At 68.7% G+C, this 18,823-nt stretch carries 12 protein-coding genes and 5 pseudogenes; 11 read left to right on the top strand and 6 right to left on the bottom strand.

Going from position 1 to position 18,823, the window contains the following annotated elements; translation table 11 throughout:
* Positions 1-357: 357 nt before the first annotated feature.
* Complete coding sequence (locus ACRAS8_RS25115) at positions 358-933, bottom strand: CGNR zinc finger domain-containing protein (RefSeq protein ID WP_438488254.1); 576 nt, start codon at positions 931-933, stop codon at positions 358-360.
* Between the two features lie 103 nt (positions 934-1,036).
* Here ACRAS8_RS25115 and ACRAS8_RS25110 point away from each other — a divergent pair.
* The 7 genes and pseudogenes from ACRAS8_RS25110 to ACRAS8_RS25080 form a co-directional block, all read left to right on the top strand.
* Positions 1,037-2,210 (top strand): annotated as a pseudogene (locus tag ACRAS8_RS25110) (epoxide hydrolase family protein).
* Positions 2,211-2,435: 225 nt separating this feature from the next.
* Entirely contained in the window at positions 2,436-3,398 is a 963-nt protein-coding gene (locus tag ACRAS8_RS25105) for a DMT family transporter (RefSeq protein WP_438488253.1), read from the top strand.
* A gap of 136 nt (positions 3,399-3,534) precedes the next feature.
* Positions 3,535-4,221 (top strand): hypothetical protein, encoded by a 687-nt coding sequence (locus ACRAS8_RS25100; RefSeq protein WP_438488252.1) that lies wholly within the window; start codon positions 3,535-3,537, stop codon positions 4,219-4,221.
* Positions 4,178-4,870 carry a FadR/GntR family transcriptional regulator gene (locus ACRAS8_RS25095; protein ID WP_438488251.1) on the top strand — a complete coding sequence of 231 codons (693 nt, stop codon included), beginning with the start codon at positions 4,178-4,180 and terminating at the stop codon, positions 4,868-4,870. Before ACRAS8_RS25100 ends, ACRAS8_RS25095 begins: the two co-directional genes overlap by 44 nt.
* 104 nt (positions 4,871-4,974) lie before the next feature.
* A complete protein-coding gene (locus ACRAS8_RS25090) occupies positions 4,975-6,189 on the top strand; it encodes an MFS transporter (protein ID WP_438488250.1) in 1,215 nt (404 codons plus the stop codon).
* Positions 6,186-7,319, top strand: a complete 1,134-nt coding sequence (locus ACRAS8_RS25085; RefSeq protein WP_438488249.1) for an SGNH/GDSL hydrolase family protein — start codon at positions 6,186-6,188, stop codon at positions 7,317-7,319. Before ACRAS8_RS25090 ends, ACRAS8_RS25085 begins: the two co-directional genes overlap by 4 nt.
* A gap of 466 nt (positions 7,320-7,785) precedes the next feature.
* A pseudogene (locus tag ACRAS8_RS25080) lies at positions 7,786-8,025 on the top strand (transposase domain-containing protein); the annotation flags it as partial.
* A 282-nt stretch (positions 8,026-8,307) separates the two neighbouring features.
* Here the strand turns inward: ACRAS8_RS25080 and ACRAS8_RS25075 are convergent.
* Positions 8,308-10,245, bottom strand: coding sequence for an FUSC family protein (locus tag ACRAS8_RS25075; RefSeq protein ID WP_438488248.1), 1,938 nt, complete (start codon positions 10,243-10,245; stop codon positions 8,308-8,310).
* A gap of 358 nt (positions 10,246-10,603) precedes the next feature.
* Between ACRAS8_RS25075 and ACRAS8_RS25070 the strand changes: the two genes are divergently transcribed.
* The 4 genes and pseudogenes from ACRAS8_RS25070 to ACRAS8_RS25055 form a co-directional block, all read left to right on the top strand.
* On the top strand, positions 10,604-10,693 hold the full coding sequence (locus ACRAS8_RS25070; RefSeq protein WP_438488247.1) for an NAD(P)-binding domain-containing protein: 90 nt from the start codon (positions 10,604-10,606) through the stop codon (positions 10,691-10,693).
* Positions 10,693-11,148 carry an NAD(P)-binding domain-containing protein gene (locus ACRAS8_RS25065; RefSeq protein ID WP_438488246.1) on the top strand — a complete coding sequence of 152 codons (456 nt, stop codon included), beginning with the start codon at positions 10,693-10,695 and terminating at the stop codon, positions 11,146-11,148. Before ACRAS8_RS25070 ends, ACRAS8_RS25065 begins: the two co-directional genes overlap by 1 nt.
* 29 nt (positions 11,149-11,177) lie before the next feature.
* Positions 11,178-11,588: pseudogene (locus ACRAS8_RS25060) on the top strand (hypothetical protein); the annotation flags it as partial.
* A gap of 56 nt (positions 11,589-11,644) precedes the next feature.
* Positions 11,645-11,944: pseudogene (locus ACRAS8_RS25055) on the top strand (glucose-6-phosphate dehydrogenase); the annotation flags it as partial.
* A 71-nt stretch (positions 11,945-12,015) separates the two neighbouring features.
* Here the strand turns inward: ACRAS8_RS25055 and ACRAS8_RS25050 are convergent.
* The 4 genes and pseudogenes from ACRAS8_RS25050 to ACRAS8_RS25035 all read right to left on the bottom strand — a co-directional run.
* Positions 12,016-12,689: pseudogene (locus ACRAS8_RS25050) on the bottom strand (TRM11 family SAM-dependent methyltransferase); the annotation flags it as partial.
* 589 nt (positions 12,690-13,278) lie between these two features.
* Complete coding sequence (locus ACRAS8_RS25045) at positions 13,279-13,587, bottom strand: hypothetical protein (protein ID WP_438488245.1); 309 nt, start codon at positions 13,585-13,587, stop codon at positions 13,279-13,281.
* Positions 13,584-17,465, bottom strand: a complete 3,882-nt coding sequence (locus tag ACRAS8_RS25040; RefSeq protein WP_438488244.1) for a DUF6531 domain-containing protein — start codon at positions 17,463-17,465, stop codon at positions 13,584-13,586. The genes ACRAS8_RS25045 and ACRAS8_RS25040 overlap by 4 nt, the downstream gene beginning before the upstream one ends.
* Positions 17,462-18,196, bottom strand: a complete 735-nt coding sequence (locus ACRAS8_RS25035) for a WXG100 family type VII secretion target (RefSeq protein WP_438488243.1) — start codon at positions 18,194-18,196, stop codon at positions 17,462-17,464. Before ACRAS8_RS25035 ends, ACRAS8_RS25040 begins: the two co-directional genes overlap by 4 nt.
* Positions 18,197-18,823: the final 627 nt, after the last annotated feature.

Here is an 18,823-nt window from a genome sequence, read left to right as displayed (position 1 = left end):
TCAAACGAGCCTGCCAATCGCCGGTGGCCCCGGGCAACCCCCTACGACCCCCCTCACCGGCCGGTCCCGAACGGAAAGGAGAACGACTTGCGGGCGGGCTGCGCTCAACCACAGCAGTTGTAGACAGCTCTGCCTGTACTCATCCTGTGCTCATCGCGGCTGGTTCACCGGCGTGACAGGGGTGGATGGCTGTGGGTGGACGACGACGCCGACCACGACAGGGCGTTCGGGACGGTTGCCACGGGCGGAGGCGACGGACAGCGGCGAATGGCTCTTATTAGTGGTGCCGTTGGGGTGCGCCCAACGTGACAGTTGTGTCGCAGGGTTGGGGCCCACTTGGATGTGCTGAGGTAGCGATCACTCCGCCGAGCTGGGATTTTTGCGCTGTTTGGCGTTGAGGCGCGCCTTCTTCTGGCGATTCCCGCACGTGTTCATGTCGCACCATTTGCGGGTGCGGCTTCGGCTGGTGTCGAAGAAGGCGGCTTGGCAGGTTGGTGATGCACACAAGGCCAGTTTTCCGTCTCGTTCGCCTGCGATGATGCTGATCGCGTCGCCGGCGATCACGCCGAGGGCATCTTCCACGCAGGAAGCCGAGCCGAGCCGCCATTGCCGCTTGCCCTCGGCCGTCAGGATCGCCGCGGCCCGACCCTGAACGCTGAAGTCATTGATGACTTGGACAGCCGTTGCAGGGAGAGCGTCCTGGAGCGCGGCCGCTGTCGCGGCGGCGTGAATCGACTCCCTCAGTTCCAGAGCGAGGTCGAGCTGGGCAGTGGTGCAGGAGCCCACGGCGAGGCCGCTCACGGCCAGCCAGTCGACGAGTCGCTGCGGCGTGGGAATGCGCTCCACAGCGTTGCCATGACGCTCCGACAGAGTCCCCGTGAAGCTGGTCGCCAGCACGCCACCGAGGCGGAAGTCAGGGAACGCAGGACGCATGGAACCACCTTAGCCGGTTGCAGCGTGGCTCGGAGGACTGCTAGAACGGCCTTAGCCGGTTCGCGATCGTTCGTAGCCGGTTCCGCGATGGCCAGGAGGTCTCATGCCCCGTCCGACCAGCGACGTGCAAGCATTTGAAGCCCACGCAGCTGACGCCGACCTCGACGATCTGCGCGCGCGACTGGCCGCGGCGCGGCTACCGGAGGCCGAGACGGTCCACCGCGCCGCGCCCGACCCTCGCCGATGGGAACAGGGCGTTCCGCTCGCCGACCTCGTCGATGTCGTGAACTACTGGCGCACCGGGTACAACTGGCGGTCGTTCGAAGAGCGCCTTGACCGGATCGGCCAGTTCCGCACGACCATTGATGATCTGGGAATCCACTTTCTGCACCGCCGTTCCGCACGCGCAGATGCCACTCCTCTGATCCTGACGCACGGCTGGCCGGGCAGCATTGCCGAGTTCATCGATGTGGTGGACGAGCTGGCAGATCCGAAAGATGCGGACGCGCCGGCGTTCCACGTCGTGGTCCCGTCGCTGCCGGGCTTTGGTTACAGCGACAAGCCGGCCACCACCGGATGGGGAACCGAAAAGATCGCGGCCGCATGGGTGGAGCTGATGGGAAGGCTCGGCTACAGCAAGTTCGCAGCCCACGGCGGCGACTGGGGAGGCAATATCACCACGGTCCTCGGCGGCAGGTTTCCGGCGCACGTTCTCGGTATCCACACGACGTTCGCGGAGACACCGCCCGGGTTGACAACGGACGGGCTGACAGCGGTCGAACGCAAGTGGACCGAGGAAACCCGCGACTTCTGGCGCCACCGCGCGGCGTACGCGAAGCAGCAGGCGACCCGACCGCAGACCATCGGCTACTCGCTCGTCGACTCACCGGTCGGGCTTCTTGCCTGGATCCTCGACAAGTTCGCCGAGTGGTCAGATACCGAAGACAGCCCGTTCGAGACGATTTCCAGGGACAGAGTTCTTGACGACGTCACCTTGTACTGGCTGACGCGGTCCGGCGCATCGTCGGCCCGCATTTACTACGAAAGCCACAACTCGCTGGACCCCGAACTTCGGGTCGATGTCCCGTCAGCAATCACTATGTATCCCCGCGACATCGAGAAGTGTCCGCGCCCCTGGGCACAGGAGCGGTACCGACAGATCGTCCGATGGAGGTCGCCCGAAACCGGGGGGGCATTTCCCGTCGCTGGAGGTTCCCGAGTATTTCGTCAAAGATCTGCAAGAGGGCCTCGCGGCAGTGCTGGCCGCTCATCGGTGAACGCGGCTCGGCGCCCCGGCGGCTCGGCGACCCGGCACTCGATCACCGCCTGTCGGATCCGCCGGCCGTGGCAGCCGGAAGCACCACTCAAAGCAATCCTTTTAGATAGATGCCAGTTTGCTTATTTGGCTTATGCGGCGGGTTTGGGTAGCTTTCCGGTGGTCATTCCGATAGGCAACCGCGCGCGTATCGGTTTCACTTTCAACCGATTTGGTGGAGTTTCCTGTGACGACCGAGCCGCGGCCGGCGATCCCCTGGGCCCCGATGGCCGCGACGGCGGTGTTGTGGGGATCGGCGTTTCCCGCCATCCGTATCGCGCTGCCGGACTACACGCCGACGTCGATCGCCGTACTGCGGATCGCTGTGGCGCTGGTGCTGCTGGTGCCGTGCCTCGTGCTCGGCCGCGTAGGCCGGCTGCGGCGGGGAGACGTGGCACGGATGGCAGCGTTCGGGCTGACCGGCATGACGGCCTACCAACTGCTGCTGTACACAGGCGAGCAGAGCGTGGAAGGCGGCACCGCGGCTCTGCTGATCACTGCCTCCCCGGTCTTCGCCACCCTCCTGGGCATCGCCTTCCTGAAGGAACGTCCCGGGGTCCGGGGGGTTGCCGGGCTGGCCATCGCCCTGTGCGGTGCCGTACTGGTCGCCGTCACCACGGGCGGGGGCAGCGGCTCCCTCACCGGGGCGGCTATGATCATCCTCGCGGCGGCCGCGCAGGCCACGTCCTTCATCCTGCAAAAGCCGCTGCTGAACCGCTATTCGGGCGTGGAGTGCACCTTCTACGGCAGCCTCTTCGGCCTTGTCCCGATGCTCCCCCTGGCTCCGTCGGCCCTCGCGCAGGCAACGACCGCCCAGGGGCATCGCACCGCAGCCGTCATCTGGCTCGGCCTCGCCTGCACCGCGCTGGCTTTCTGGACCTGGTCCCGTACCCTGCGCACGGCGAGCGCGGCCACGAGCTCGCTCGTCCTGTACGGCGTCCCGGTTGCGGCGCTCGCCCTGGACGCCGCCCTTCTCCACAGCTTGCCCGCCCCCACCGCGCTCCTGGGAGGTCTCCTCGTCCTCGCCGGCATCACCGTCGCCGCCACCCGCCGCACCACCCCCCGCATCGTGGCCCAGAGCCAGAAGTCGTCCGCTCCGCCGGCCGCACGGCCCAGCGACCGCATCACGGAGCCCACCTCCCGTACCTGAGGCCGCCTGAGAACGCTGTGTGCCGCCTCCGGCGTCGGCGCCGTGCGAGGGGTGGCGGGCGCAGGGCCTGCTGAAGGGCCCGCCGGGAGCGCGCCCACGCTACGGGCGCCAGGTGGGACCTGCCACCGGGGCCACTGTGAGCGTTGTCCGGGGACCCACCGGAACGGCATACGAGTTGTGCGCCGTCGAGATCAACGACCGTTCGCTACTTGCCAGTTCGAGCGAAGAAGACGCGTACATACGACTGTGGGATGCCGCGACCGGGGAAGGCGTCGCGGCACTCGAAGGCCACACGGGAGACGCCGTCCTCGCTCTGTGCGTGCTCGACGCCGCCGGACAGCAGCTGCTCGCCAGCGGCGCCGACGACCACACCATCCGGGGCGAGGAGAAGACCATCCGGCTGTGGGATCCCCTTACCGGGGAGGCCGCCGGAATACTGACCGGCCACACGGACCGCGTCCGCGCGCTGTGTTCCTTCAGCGTCGACGGCCGCACACTGCTCGCCATCGCAGGCTCCGACGGTGAGGTGAGGCTGTGGGATGTCCGAGCCGGAGCCACCGTCAGCACTCTCAAAGGCCACTCCGGTCCCGTCAACGCGGTGAGCGCCGTCGACTTCAACGGACGCGGGCTCCTGGCCACCACAAGCACCGATCGAACCGTGCGTCCATGGGATCCGGTGAGCCTCTCGCCGGTCACGGAAATCCCGATACGGCACCAGAAGGTGGAAGTTAGGCTAGCCTTATATTGGGGTGTTGATAAGTTCTTTTCGGAGGTGAGCCATGCGAGCTGTGCCACGGTCGGCGCTGGTCGAAGGCGCCATTGAACGGCTGAAGTCCCAGATCGTCAGCGGAAAGTGGCCGATCGGCAGCAAGATCCCCATCGAGGACGAGCTCGTCGAGAAACTTCAGGTCAGCCGCAGCACGCTGCGGCAGGCCGTTCAGGCCCTGGTCCACGTGGGCCTGCTCGAAACCGCCCAGGGCCGGGGGACGTTCGTCCGCGGCACGCACGAGGTCGACGCCGTACTGACCCGCTACCTGGCCGACGCCGAGCTGCTGTCCGTACTGGAGACCCGCCGCGGTCTGGAGGTGGAGGCGGCCGGACTCGCCGCCGAACGCCGCACCGACGCCGACCTGGCCCGACTGTCGGCCGTCCACGAGCGCCAGACGGCCGCCCACCGGGACGGCAGGAGCCGCACCTTCAACCAGGCGGCAGTGGAGTTCCACCTGGCCGTCGTCGAGGCCGCCGGCAACCCCGTCCTGGCCCGGCTCTACGGAAGCATGCTCGGCTCCGTCCGCGAGTCCGTCCGGCTCGGTGGCGTGCGCCGCCCCGACGAGCACTACGAGGACGACGGGCACGCCCGCATCCTGGAGGCGATCGGCGACGGCGACCCGCAGGCCGCCCGGAACGCGGCCGCGGAGCACGTCACCACCTTCCTCACCGCGCTCACCCGGGGCGACAAGGAGGCGCGGTGACGGACCGGCACTTATCGCCCTCCTCCCCCGACGGAGCGGAGCCGTCCCTCGACGGAGCGGAGCCGCTCTTCACCCGAAGTGCCGTAGCGGCGTCGTGTCTTGGCATGGTGGTCATCGGCGCGCTGCTGGCCCTCTACGGGCCGGTGGTCCCCGCGTTGCGCGACCGCTTCGGCCTGTCGGAGCCGACGGCCGGGCTGGCCCTCGCCGCCCAGTCGCTCGGCGCCGTGGTGGGCGTCGTCGGCTTCCACTCCCTCCATCACCGGATCGGCAACCGGGCGCTGCTCGCCTCGTCCTACCTGACGATGCTCGCCGGCACCCTGGTCTTCGGCCTCATCGGGGTATGGCCGCTGATGCTGGCGGCGGCGGCCGTCACGGGACTCGGCCTCGGCGGCGTCGACTTCGCCATCAGCCGCCTGTTCCTGATCGGCCTCGGGTCACGTGGACCGGCCCTGGTGAACGTGGCCCACGGCTGCTTCGGCCTCGGCACCGTCCTGGCGCCCGCCGTGATCGCCGCGGCCGGCCCCGCCCACTACGGCCCGGTGTTCGTCGCCCTCGGCCTGCTGAGCCTGATCCCCCTGGCCTGCGTTCGCGGCATCCGCGCCCGGCCGACCCCCGCCGAGCTGTCCCCGGCCGCCCCCGCAGGCGACCGCCGCACCGGCGAACGCCGGCTGCCCGTGGTACTCGCCGGATTCGTGGCCCTCTACCTGCTGCACTTCGCGGTGCAGAGCGGTATCGGCAGCTGGGAGCCCACACATCTGCACGCCCTCGGCCACAGCATGACCAGCGCGACCGCGGCGACGTCGGCCTACTGGCTGGCCATGACCGCCGGCCGCTTCCTGGTCGCACCGCTCGCCCGCCGCTGGTCGCCCGCGACGATCGTCACCGTCTCCTGCGCCCTGATGACCGTCAGCGTCCTGCTCGTCATGCTGCCGGGCCCGACCCCATGGGCGTACGCCGCCGCCGGGCTGTGCATCGGACCCATCTTCCCCAACGGCCTGAACTGGCTGAACCGTTCCGCACCGGCATCGGGCAGCGCCATGGCCTACGTCATCGCCGCGGCCATGCTCGGCTCCGTCGCCTTCCCACCCGCACTGGGCGCGGCCATCGAGGAATACGGCGTCGGGGCTCTGCCCGTGCTGCTCTCCGGCCTCTGCCTGGCCACCGTGGCCATCAGCATGACCTTGGCCCTCGCCGGACGGCTCCGAGGCCCCCGGCAGCAAACGGCCGTGCGCCGCCCGGCCACGCAGCCCCCACAGGCAACTCCCACGACAACGACCGCAGGCAGCACAACAGCAACACAAGAGAAAGGCGCCTCATGACCCAGCAGTGGGTGGCGGGCTTCCGCACCGCGGTCATCAGCCCGTACGAGAAGATCCAGCTCAACGAACCGTACGGCTTCACCAGTCAGACGGTCCGTCAGATCCTGCGGATGGCGGGCGGCGGCGAGCAACTCCGGGTCCGCCTCTCCAACCGCTACGGCCGCTCTCCCCTGACCGTTGCCGAGGCCCGGGTCGCCGAGGGCAGGACCGCCGACGAGATCGTCACCGAAACCGACACCGCGCTGCGCTTCCACGGCCTGGCGCACGTGACGATTCCGGCAGGCGGCGAAGTGGTCAGCGACGCCGTCCACCTGCCCGTCCAGGCAGGCACCGACCTCGTCCTCAGCCTCTACCTGCCCGAGGAGACCGGCCCGGCCACCTTCTCCCACATGCCCGTCGAAACCTCCTACATCGCCGACGGGAACCGGACCGGAGCGGCGAGCCTCCCCGGCGCCGAGCAGGTCCAGTCCAGGTTCTACGTCACCGGGATCGACGTACTCGCCCCCGAAGGCACCACAGTCGCCGTCGCGTTCGGAGACTCCTGGTTCGAGGGCGTCGGCACCACACCAGGCACCAATCGCCGCTCCGTCGACGCCCTCAACCGTCGACTGGAGCGCGGCTGGACCGTCAACCAGGGCATCGCCGGAAACCGGCTGCTGACCGACGGGATCGGCGAGCACGCCCTGGCGCGCTTCGAACGAGACGTGCTGTCCGTGCCCGGCGCCGCCCACGTGCTCGTCAACTTCGGCATCAACGACCTGGGACTGCCAGGCATGGTCGGCCTGCCTCCCGCCACGGCCGACGACCTGATCTCCGGCTTCACCGAGCTGGCCCGCCGCGCGCACACCGCCGGACTGACGATCCACACCGCGACCATCGGCCCGTTCGCCGGTGCGATCTACCCCGGCCACAACACTCCCGAAGGACTTGCCGCACGACGCCGGGTGAACGACTGGATCCGCACCAGCGACGCCTTCGACTCGGTCTTCGATGTCGCCGACGCCGTGGCGGACCCCGCCAGGCCGGACCACCTCCACCCCGAGTTCGACTGCGGCGACGGCATGCACCTCAACGACGCCGGAGCCCACACCATGGCCGCCACCGTCGACCTGGACGCCCTCCGGCTCTGAACTTGCCGGGTGCCCCTCTGCGAGGGTACGAAAAGGCCCGCCGAAGGCGTGTCCCCTGGCCAGAGGAGAGAAAGCGGACGAGTCGGCGACGAGTCGGCCTGTACGCCGGGGACAACTGGTGCTTTTGCCGGATGCCGGTGTGACCTGCGCGAATACCGCCCGCGGACCAGCGCAGTGCACATCCCGTGCACGACATTCGTGACGTCTCGACAGATCCGGCGATCGGTGGTTTTCCTGCGCACTTCGTCCGTGACCGATGTTCGCAGCAACACCGTTGCGTTAGGGCTGTGACCTGCGGTGCAGAGGGGCTGTACGAGACAACGGGACTCCCGTAGATCAACGATCGGCGAAGAAGGTCGATCAAGGTCAGGGGTCCCGTTGCAGGAGAAGTCTGTCATCACGTCCGTGATCGAGACAGCCCCGGGGGTGTTCGCTCCCGGGCATCTGGGTGAGTTGACCCCAGATCGTGGAGTTCGCCTTGGTGGACGCGGTGCCGGAGGAGGCCAGTGGACGCGAGCGACGAATCCGGCTGCTGCCCTCGCGAGTTGTGGTCTACTTCGTTCTCGCCCTGGCCCTGTTCGAGCACTGCTCCTACCGCACGGTGTGGTCCAAACTCACCGCCGCGCTCACCCCGCTCGGCCTGCCCATACCGGCCGTCTCCTCGCTCGCGCGGGCCCGCCGCCGGGTGGGATCCGCGCCCCTGCGGCGCCTGTTCGAGACGCTGGCCGGCCCGGTGGCACGGCCCGGCCGGTCCGGTTCGTTCTACCAGAACCTGCGTCTGGTCGCGGTGGCCGGCACCCTGCTGAACGTGCTGGTGGCGCTGGTCGAATGCGGTATCCGCGCCCTGATAGCCGCCGCCTTCGGCCCCGAGAGTCAAAGTGAACTCACCTACACCACAAGGCTGCTGGCCTCACTGTGCGTCCCACCGGATACCCGGCCTTCCGCCCCCGCAGGGGGACTGGCGCACGGTGTCCTGGAGCAGTCCCGATCAGGGGGTTCGGTCGCTACTGGTGGGGTCGAGGTCGGTGATGAGCCGGTAGGTGGTTTCGGTTTCCTGGGTGACGGCGTGGAGCAGTCCGTAGCGCGGCAGGTCGGGCGGGGCAGGGGCGTGGTGGTGGTCGAGGGCTGCTGCCAATTCGTCAAGGGCGCGGGACAGCTGGTGGAGGGCGTGGCGGTCGGCGGCGCAGCCTCCGGCGCAGTGTGTGGTGGTGACGGTGATGGCGTCGGCGGTGCGTTCCAGTTGGACGACGACCGGCCACCAAGCGGCGGCTGTGGTGGAGATCGGGGGTGGTTCGGAGAGGGTGCGTTGGAGGGATGTGCGCAGGTCGGCCAGGGTGTTATAGGTGTGGCGGCGGGCGGCGGGGCCGCGCGCGGGGTCGTCTCCCAGCGCGTCGTCGAGGTAGCGGCGCAGGGCCCGGGTGGCTTCGGCCATGCGGGCGCCCAGGCGGGGGCGCCAGGTGCCGGGCCACAGGAGGTAGCCGAGGACGAGGGCGATCGCGCATCCGGCCAGGGTGTCGAGAAGGCGGGTGGCGAAGAGGCTTTCCCCCGTTCGGGTGCCGGTGTCGATGGAGGTCACGACGAGGGGGGTGAGGAAGGTGGCGAACATTCCGTAGTTGCGGGCCATGGCGATGGGCAGCATGGCCGCGTACACCGCGATGAAGGGCAGCAGCAGCGGGCCGGTGGGGACCAGGTCCAGGACCGCGGCGCCGATGCCGGTGCCCACGAGGGTGCCGAGGCAGCGTTGCACGCCGCGGGCGAAGACCGAGCCGGCGTCGGGTTTGAGCACGATCGCGGTGGTGAGCAGGACCCAGTACGAGCGGTGGAGATGCGCGGCGGAGCTCACGATCTGGGCCGTGGCCATGCACAGGGCCATCCGGGCCACGTGTTCCCAGGTCTGGTGTCCGCCCAGTACCTGCCCGGTGCGGGTGGTGAACCGTTGCCACAGCGGCTCTACGGGGAGAAGCTCGGCGGGACCGGGAGAACCGGGCGTCCGGCCCGGTAGATCTGCGACAGTGGTGCAGGCGCGGCGCAGTTCGCGTACGGCGGTGTCCTGGGCCGCTCCGGATTCCGGTGCGGGCGGGGCCGGCGGTGGCAGCCCACGCATGACGGCGTCGGCCACGGTGTCGGCCCACGCCTGGTAGCCGGCCGGTGCCGAGCGGCGCGTCCGGGCGATGCGCACGGCCGCGTCGGTCACCGGAGTGGCGGCGTTGAGCAGGTTGGCCAGGCGGCGGAACTCGGCGTCGCGGCCGCCGCTGCGGGCGCGTGCTCCCGTCAGGGTCTCCCACGCGGCACGGCTCGCATCGGCCAGCTCGGACCGGGCCTGCGGCACCTGGTCGGTACCGGTGGCACCGAGCAGGCGGCCGACGGCCCGGTACGCCTCGGCCACCCCCTGCCGTTCCGGCACGCGCCGGCCGCCGGCCAGGCACGTCAGCACCGAGACGGCGGTGGCCCAGGCACCGCCGCAGACGAAGAGCAGCGGCGCAGGGACGGGGACGGGCGGCATGCTCGGCCCCACGCCTAGGCAGGCGAAGATCAGCAGCAGGAAGCCGCTGGCCGACAACAGTGCATTGACCACGCCGATCAACGCGCCCGCCCCGCCGAGTGCCGCGAAGGCGACGGCCGGAAGCCAGCCGGTGGTGCCGGCCACGTGCAGCCCCACGACCCATCCGGCCAGGCCGAAGCAGCAGCCGAGGACGTTGTGCGCCACGCGCTTGCGCAGCGGCCCGCCGCGGTCGGCGATATAGCCGGACAAGGCACCCAGGAACACCACCGCCCCTTCGGCCACACGGCCCGTGAGCAAGCCCGCAACGGACGGGGCCACGATGACCGCCACGGCATGTGCCACATCCGCCCAGCGGATCGGCGCCGGCCGCGGCCGTACCACCCGTACCAGCCACTCCGGCGCGTACGGCCTCGTACCGGCCACGCCCCGGACCGGATGCGGCAGCCGACGACGCGAGCCCAACTCACCCTCCACAAGTGCAACGGCCTGAGCCCCTTGCCCGCATATGCGGTGGCCGAGCCATCCTGACAGCCCAACACCCGGCCCTGCAGCAGCCGTGACGGGCACGAGGTCACCGGCACCCGAACGGTGCCGCTGGCTGCGGTGACACCGGTGGGGACAGATGACGACCGGCCCCATCCACCGTGAGAGGGCGGATGAGCTGCCGCCGCGGTACGTGCAGTGAGCTGGGCTCCGCCGAGCGGCCCCGAGATGCGGGGTGCCGGGGCCGTCGTGTACTGACGTGATGGGGGGCGGTCGGCGAGGACGGGGGAGAGCTGCCATGACCACGGACAGGCCCATGCGGATCGGCATGATCGGGCTCGGCCGGATGGGCGCGAACCTGGTGCGCCGGCTGATGCGCGCCGGCTGATGCGCGACGGCCACCACTGCGTCGTCAACGACCTGACCCCCAAGGTCGTCCGCGCGCTGGAGAAAGAGGGGGCCACCCCCGCCTTCTCGCTGCAGGAATGCGTGGAGAAGCTGGAACGGCCAAGGAATCTGTGGCTGATGGTGCCCGCAGGCGCGGTACGGTCCACGCCCGACGAGCTGACCGGCCTGCTCGACCCGGACGACACCGCCGTCGACGGCGGCAACTCCTACCACCGCTCCTACTGCCGCGACGGCGTCGCCCGCCCCCGGCAGCTCGCCGCGCATGGTGTGCACTACGTGGACCGCGGCACCTCGGGCGGCGTCCGGGGCCTGGAACGCGGCTGTTGCCTGATGATCGGCGGCGAGGACGAGCCGCCCCCAGCCGCACCCGGACCGGCGACGCTGCGCCCCAGGGTTGTCTGCACTGCGGACAGAGCGGCGCCGGTCGCTTCGTGAAGACGGTCCACAACGGGGTCCAGTACGGGATGACGGCGGCCGTCGCCGAGGGACTGAGCATCATCCGGCACGCGGACGCGGGCTTGCGGCGGCGCACTGTCGACGCGGAGACCGCCCCACTGCGTGATCCCGACGCCTACCGGTACGAGATCGATGTCGCCGAGGCGGCCGAGGCGTGGCGCCGCTGTTCGGTCGTCAGCTCCTGGCTGGTCGGCCTCAGCGAATTCGCGGGCCGCGCCGAGAAGAAGGAGCGACCCATGGCGAGCGACAGCCGCTCCGGCTCCGCCGCGCAGCGCGGCCCGGTCCCCGGGAACCATGTCGTCGTGATCTTCGGTGCCACCGACGACCTGGCCCGGCGCAAGCTGCTGCCGGGGCTGTTCCATCTCGCCAACGCCGGTCTGCTGCCCGCCCGTTACCGCATCATCGGCTCCGCACCGGCTGCGGACGCTCTGGACGGCGGAGGGTTCCGCAAGCACGCACGGGAGGCGGTCGCCGAATTCGGCAGAGCGAAACCCGAGGGGCTGCGTGGCGGGCGTTCGAACAGGCCCTGTCCTTCGGCGCTGCGGACCCCGGCGCCACCGGCCCACTGGAGGCAGCCGCACGCGACGCCGAGCAGGCGATCGGCGGGCACCCACAGCGGCTGTTCCACCTGGCCGTGCCGCCGAATGCCTTCCCCTCCGTCGTGGACGAGCTCGGCTCCACCGGCCTGACCAAGGGCCGCCGGCTGATCGTGGAGAAGCCCTTCGGCACCGACTTGTCCTCGGCACGCGCGCTCGACGAGACCATCCACGCCGTCTTCGACGAGTCCCGGGTCTTCCACATCGACCACTTCCTGGGCAAGGAGTCCGTCGACAACATCCTCGCCCTGCGTTTCGCCAACGGGCTGTTCGAGCCCATCTGGAACCTGGCGACGCAGCGTTCGGTGGGGTGGAGTCCGGCAGCTTGGCCTGCGGCGAGGACGGCGGAGGGGAGGTCGATGAGTTCGCCGTGTTCGCGCCAGGGGCGGGTGGTGATGACGGCTGTGCCGCCGGGCCGGAGCATCTGGCGGCACTGGGCAAGGATTTCGGTGAAGGCGTGCAGGAGCCGGTCGGTGGAGACGTGGGCGAGGTTGGCGCGGTCATGGCTGTAGCGGAAGTCCTTCTTGACAACGCCGCGCTCACCAGTTTCGCGGGTGGAGCGGACCTGTCCGTGGACGCTCGGGCCGTAGGGCGGTGAGGTGACCACGAGAGCCACCTCGCCGCGAGCATCGGCGGGGACGAGGTCGATGAGGCGGCGGGCGTCGCCGCAGCGGACGTTCCGCTACCGGTGCGGCTTGCCTGTGCGGCGGAGCGGGTGTTGAGAGAGGCAAGGGTTGCCCACTGGGGTTCGTACTCAACGCCGAGGGCGTTGCGGCCGAGGTGGAGGGCTTCGACGAGGGTGGTGCCGATGCCGCACATGGGGTCGAGGACGAGGTCGCCGGGGTGGGTGTAGGTGGCGATGGCGTGGGCGGCGATCCCGGGGTGCATCTTGGCCGTCTGGATCGCCAGCTGCCCCCCAGCCAGCGGTTCTCCCCGTTCCCATGTCCCTGGGTCCCCCGCCCAGCGCCCGAGACTGCGCGGATCAGCATCGCTACTGGTCGATGCCCTCGCAGATACCGGGGTGCACAGCATCCGCGCAGGTTCATACCCCGGGGACGCACACGACTCCACGGAGAATCCTTCACGCCGGAGCCCAGCGTCTCGGCAAATTGGAGGAGCCGTCACCACGCAGTGCCTCCAATGGGAAGCTCGGCCGCCGTGAAGGGTTCCTGCTTGGCGAGGCGTGCCGGATCCGGTCGCTGCCCTCATAGCCATAATGGCGTCAACTCCGCCACCCCTGCGGCCAATCATCTGGAGTTTTTGGGGGTGGGGGGAATTAAGGTGTCATCTACACACTCCCCCGATCCGCTGGGCTCAGGCGGCGGGGGACCTGAAGGGACAGGCGTGGGGTGTGCAGTGCCGTAAGGGCCCTGCGCGATCTACGAGGCCCCCTGGGGCGTATAGGCCCATCGAGAGGGTAATGGGAGCAGCAGCGGATCCGTCGGAGGTTGTCGCTCACCTCAAGCAGGTGATTTGCGCGCAGCGCTGAGGTTCACCGCGGCATGGTGGGTGGTCAGTCCTGGCGGCGGTGGTGGCTGTCGTGACCCGTATCGTCGGAGTACACGAATCCTTCCTCTGCCATTTCCTCCACCGCTTCAGCGCCGATGGCCGATTCGAGCAGGTCACCGAAAAGCCCTCGCAAATGGGCAAGTCTGGCTGGGACCCTGCGCTCGGCGAGGTAGTCGACCAAGATCACGGGGTCCGCGCCTGCCCCGATCCGGGACAGGATGCGGTCGAGGGACACCACGAATTCTTCGAGATCTTGGAAGGCCAACGCTGCGTCGTCGACCGGCAGTGGCAGGTTTCCGCTTGGCGTGTTCATCGGGCCACCCGAATGTTCGTGACTTCCAGGTCACCGTCGGCGACCCATTCCGTGAAGCCAAATTTTGAATTATACCTGGACGAGACGCGATCCGCGGGCGCATCGAACTCAACGACGTTGTTCCCTCGGCCGCGGCCGATTCCGAGTTTCGCTTCAGCGTCGCGCGGACTCATCAGTTTTCCCTTGGCGGGAACCATGAAGACCTTGTTCTGGTCGCTTGCTTTGATAACGCCACTGTCAAGGATTCCTTGCTTTCCACGGGAGTTCGTGTAGTGCCTCATCCTAACCGTTGGGGCGGGTTTGTCCTCCGCCTTCTTGTTCGGATAGGGAGAGAGCCCCTGTGGGTCGATCCACATGAGCGGGTTGGAAACGTACGCGACAGGATTGTCTGCTGGCTCCAGTCCCAGCGGATCGGCCGACAGGTATCGCCCGGTCTCCGGGTCGTAGTGCCGGAAGTAGTTGTAATGGAGGGCCGTCTCGTCGTCGAAATATTGCCCTGGGAATCGCAGCGGTGTGTACGCGGTTGCAGTGCGGTTCCAGGTGAGGGCGCCCCAGAGGGTGGTGCGGGTGTGCCAGGCGATCTCGCCGGTTTCGGAGACGAGTTCAGTGGGAGTGCCTGCGAGGTCGGTGGCGATGAGGAAAAAACGCTCGTCGATCACGGACTGGGGCGCTTGGGACAGGTCGGATGGCCAGCAGCCGGGCACGGTACCGGACGCTGCGTCATGGACAGGACTGGCACCGCCGCCGGTCTCCGTTCCGGCCTCCGGGCGCCCTGCTGCTACCAGCTTGCGCTCGGTCTGTGCGACCGGTGTCCATCCGAAGTGGTCCCAGGTGAGCGCGATGGCCTCAGTGGCTGCCGGAGCGTAGCTGACCTGTTCAGCAAGGACGGTACCGTCCCAGGTGAAGTCCGTTCGCTCAATCACTGTCCGGCTGTCCGGGCCTAGCCTCTCCTTTGCAATCCGGCGCCCGAGCGGGTCATAGCGGTACCGCCACTGCGTCCCGTCGGGGGTGGTGACGCCGGTGAGGCGGTCCTCGGTATCCCAGGTGTAGTGCCAGCTGTCGGCTGGGCGGGAGAGTCGGACCTTTTGGCGGAGGGTGGTGCGGCCGAGCGCATCGTGTTCGTAGCGGATTCTTCCGGCACGGGTGACGCGGGTGCCGGTGTAGGTGCGTTCTCCGCAGGCAGCCGAGCCAGGGTGTCCGGCAGGCCATTCGGCGTGGGTTTGGTTGCCGGCCTCGTCATAGGCATAGGACTCGGTCCAGTTGCCCGCCTGAACCGCGGTGACGCGGCCCAGGGGATCGAGAGTGAACGCGCGAGTGATCCCGCTGAGTTGGTCGTGGAGAGCGGTGAGGTTGCCGTCGTCCCGGTAGGTGTAGTCGCGTTGCTGGAGCGGACGCGAAGGGCTTGTGGCGCTGGTCAGGGTCTGGGCGCTGAGGCGGCCGGTGGGATCCCAGACGTTGGCCAGCGTAAAAGTGTCGCCGAAGGAGCGGGTGGTTTCGCGGCCTGCGGCGTCGTGGATGCTGGTCAGGACGCGGCCGGCGGAGTTGAGGACGGTACGGTTGCCGGCCGCGTCATAGCTGTAGGTGGTCGTATGGCCGGCCGGAGTGGTTCGGCTGGTCTGTCGGCCGAGGGCATCGTAGGTTGTGCTTAGTGTGCGGCCGTTGACGGTTTCCGCGGTAACCCGGCCCAAGGCGTCACGCACGAGCGTGACGGTCGCGTCCGGGCCGACGGCCTGCAGGAGGTTGCCGGCTGCGTCGTGGTGATAGCTGGTGAGGTACCCGGCCGCGTTCTTCTCGGTGATACGACCGGCGGTATCACGTGTGAAGGCGATCGTCTCGCCAAGTGCGTTCGTACGGGTGGCGAGCCGGCCGGCGGCATCGTAGGTGTAGGTGAGGACGCGTTTGTCGAAGTCTGTCTCGGAGACCAGGCGGCCGGCTGTGTCGTATGTGTAGCACCAGGTGAGGCCCTGCGGGTTGGTGACCTTCTGCAGCCGGAGTTCGGTGTCGTGGAGGAACTCGTGCCGTGTTCCGTCGGGGTCGGTGCGCGCCGTCAGCTGATCGAAGTGACCGTACTCGAACGTGGTGACCTGACCCAGGGGGTCGGTGTGGCTACTGCAATTACCTTCGCCGTCATGTGTCCAGGCTTCCTCGGTGCCGTCCGGGTTCCGCCGGGCGGCGAGATGGCCTTCGGGGGTCCAGCGGTAGTGGGTGGTGTTGCCGAGAGGGTCGGCGACGGAAAGAGGGCGGCCGAACGCGTCCCGGCGGAAGTGTGTGACAGCGCCGAGCGGGTCGGTGATGGTACGCGGGAGCCCCGCCTCATCGCACTCGATTCGGGTGGTGTTTCCCAGGGGGTCGGTTACCGAGGAGAGGTGGCCACAGCCGTCGTAGGTGAATCGGGTGGTCCAGCCAGCGGCGTCGGTCACCGCGATCCGGTTACCTCTGGAGTCGTACTCCTGGCGGACCGTCTGGCCATCCGGGCCGGTGACTTCAGCAGGCAGGCCCAGGTCAGTGTATGTGGCGGTGCTGCTGGTGCCGTCCGGGTGGACCACCGAGACGAGGTGGCCGCATTCGTCGTATGCCAACTGCGTGGTGGCGCCCAGCGGGTCGGTGATCGTCAGGGGGCGGTCGTCTGTGTCGTAGGTGGTGCGTGTGGTGTTGCCGAGAGGGTCGATGACGCCGACGATCTGAAGACGGTCGTTGATGAGGTACCGGGTGACGGCGCCCTGCCCGTTGGTGTGGGTGGTCGTGCGGTTGCCGGTCTCCGGATCGGCCTCGCCGTAGGAGAACCTGTTGGACAGATGCCCCTCGGTGCCGGACTGGGCGGTGCAGCGGTGGCGGTGGTCGTAGGTGTACTCGTAGCGGGAGTCGTTGGAGTCGACCCAGGCGGTCATCCGGTGCTCGGTGTCGTACTCGAACCGGGTCACCGCGCCGGTGGAGTTGGTGACGGTGGTGAGGTCGCCGGCCTCGTCGTGTCCGTAGGACCTGATCAGCTGGTCCGAGCCGTCCTCAGCCGCGCCGGCCAGGTGCAGGGCGGTCAGGCGGCCGTCCTCGTCGCAAGCGAGCTTGAGTTCGTAGCCGGCGCTGTGACGGATCGCGTACGGGATGCCGGTCTCGTCCGCGTAGTCGAAGGTGATCCGGTGCCCGTTGCGATCCGAGATCTCATCGGGCAGGGCGATGCCGGGTGCGTGCAAGGCGTCGCTGAAGTAGCGGGTCTGCCCCGTCTCCGGGTCGCTGACGGCCCAGTCGCCCTGGACCGTGCGCATCAGCGGCCAGCGCGGGCCGTCCTTCGGCAGCACCCGCTCACCGGTCTCCGGGACCGGGTAGCGCAGCAGCATGCCGGTTTCGGTGACGAAGACGACGCCCTCGTCGTCGATCTCCAGGTGCTGATCGATGGTGGAGGACCAGGACGGGCCGATGTGGCGGCCGATACGGGTCGAGGACTCGTATTTGCGGGTGAAGGTCAGGGGCAGGGCGCCGGGCAGGGTGATGTCGGTCTGGGACAGGAACACCTTGCCCGAGGCCAGGTCGACGGGGTCGGTGCCGTCGGTGCACTTGCTGTCGTCGCGGCGGGTCTTGTCGTTGGGGTGGCCCGACTCGGCTTCGCCACGGGCGCTGCGGGAGGTACCACCTCCGCCGCGGGGACGGCCGCCGCCGGTCGTGGTGCGCGGTGCGCGCGGCATGTCGTGCTTGTTGCCCTTGAGGAGCTTGTCGAGTTCCGCGGCATGTTTGGCGTCGTTCTCGGCGTGGTTGGTGGCGACCTTCTTCAGCCGGCCCCCGGCATCGTGGTACAGGTCCTGGACGGCCTTGCTCGCGTCCTTGGCCAGGGTCTTGCCCAGCTTCTCCGCGCCGTGCTCCAGCGCCTTGACGATCCGGTTGCTCACTCGAAGCTCACCCCCGCAGCCTTCGACTCGAATTCGGCGGCGTGCGACGCCACCGTCCGCGCATGCCCACGCAACACCTCGGCGCGCTTGTGCAGCTCCTCCGGATGGATGGAGAAACTCGCCCCCGCGCCACCCCCTCCCCCGCCGCCGGAGACCCCGAGTGCGGACTCGGCGGCCTGGAAGACCATCCCGCTCACCGCCTTGCCGACCACCTCCACCAAGGGGTTGATCGCGGCCTCGACGACCTGGCCGATGATGTACTGCTCCAACTGCTGCTCAAGGAAGTTGACCAGCTTCTTGCCCGCGGCTATCACCAGCGCCTCGGCCGCCTCCGCGATCCCCAGCGTGGCCACCGCGGCAGCCTGATCGGCAACGAACGTGATCGCCAGCACGATCAGCTCACCGATCGCCTCGACCTTCATCGCCACAATCGTCTCCGCCGCGACGTCCAGCGCGGTGGCCACCGTGTGGCAGGCGTTGACCAGCTCCGTCATGTGCCCGTCGGACAGCTGCCCCCACTTGGCCAGCAACGCCTCGTACGACGCCCCCTGATACACCTCGGCCATCTGGTGGATCGTCGAGGTCGAGTCCTTGTGGGTCTCGTCCAGCTTCTGCGCGAAGTCCCTCACATGGGACGCGAACTCGCGGACCTTGTCCTCATTGACGCTCGGCCAGTTCACCCCGATGAACTGAAGGAACGTCACCACCTCATCCGGCAGCTCAATCGCCATACTGACCCCCCTCAGCACTACCGACGCAACAGCCCATCAGACGATGGCCAAGAGATGGCAATGGAAAGGCAATGATGCCCCCTGGATGTCGCCATAAGTGCATCTGGCAGCACGGATACCTTTTGCATCTGCCGTCAAGTTCACTTGCCGCGGGCAAGTAGCTGCCGGTCTGGTGTCACCGGACGCCCGGATGGGGCTCGTGGGGAAGCTCGGGAAGCAGCCCCGGTGGCGATCCAGATCCTCTTCTGGCAGGACCGGCTGCCGAGGCCGCCGACCTGGCGGAGTCGGTGATCGCCCGGTATGGCCCTCTGGGAGGTGAGCTGCTGCGAGCAGGGCGTGCCATTTCGCAGCACCCTCCTTGCTGGCGAGCTCCACGCGAGGGTATCGGCGACAGCTCGCCTCCAGCGTTGCGCGGAGCACATCCCGGCCGGTCGAAAACCGGGAGAGGATTTTCGCTGGATCGCGAAGCAGCTGCCGGCACGCCCCGCCGAAGAGCTTCAACGGAACCACGCGGACTGGAGCAGTGCCACGATTCGTCTGAGCACCGGCTGAGAAGCCCCCTCTGCTACGTCGTCCCCGAACGCACCGTTGAGGCAGATTGTGGCCCACCGAGGAATCCTCAGTGGC

Source organism: Streptomyces sp. S186 (assembly GCF_051603415.1).
Lineage (GTDB): Bacteria > Actinomycetota > Actinomycetes > Streptomycetales > Streptomycetaceae > Streptomyces.
Note: the sequence above shows the minus strand (reverse complement) of the source record. Positions and strands in the feature narration are given on the sequence as shown.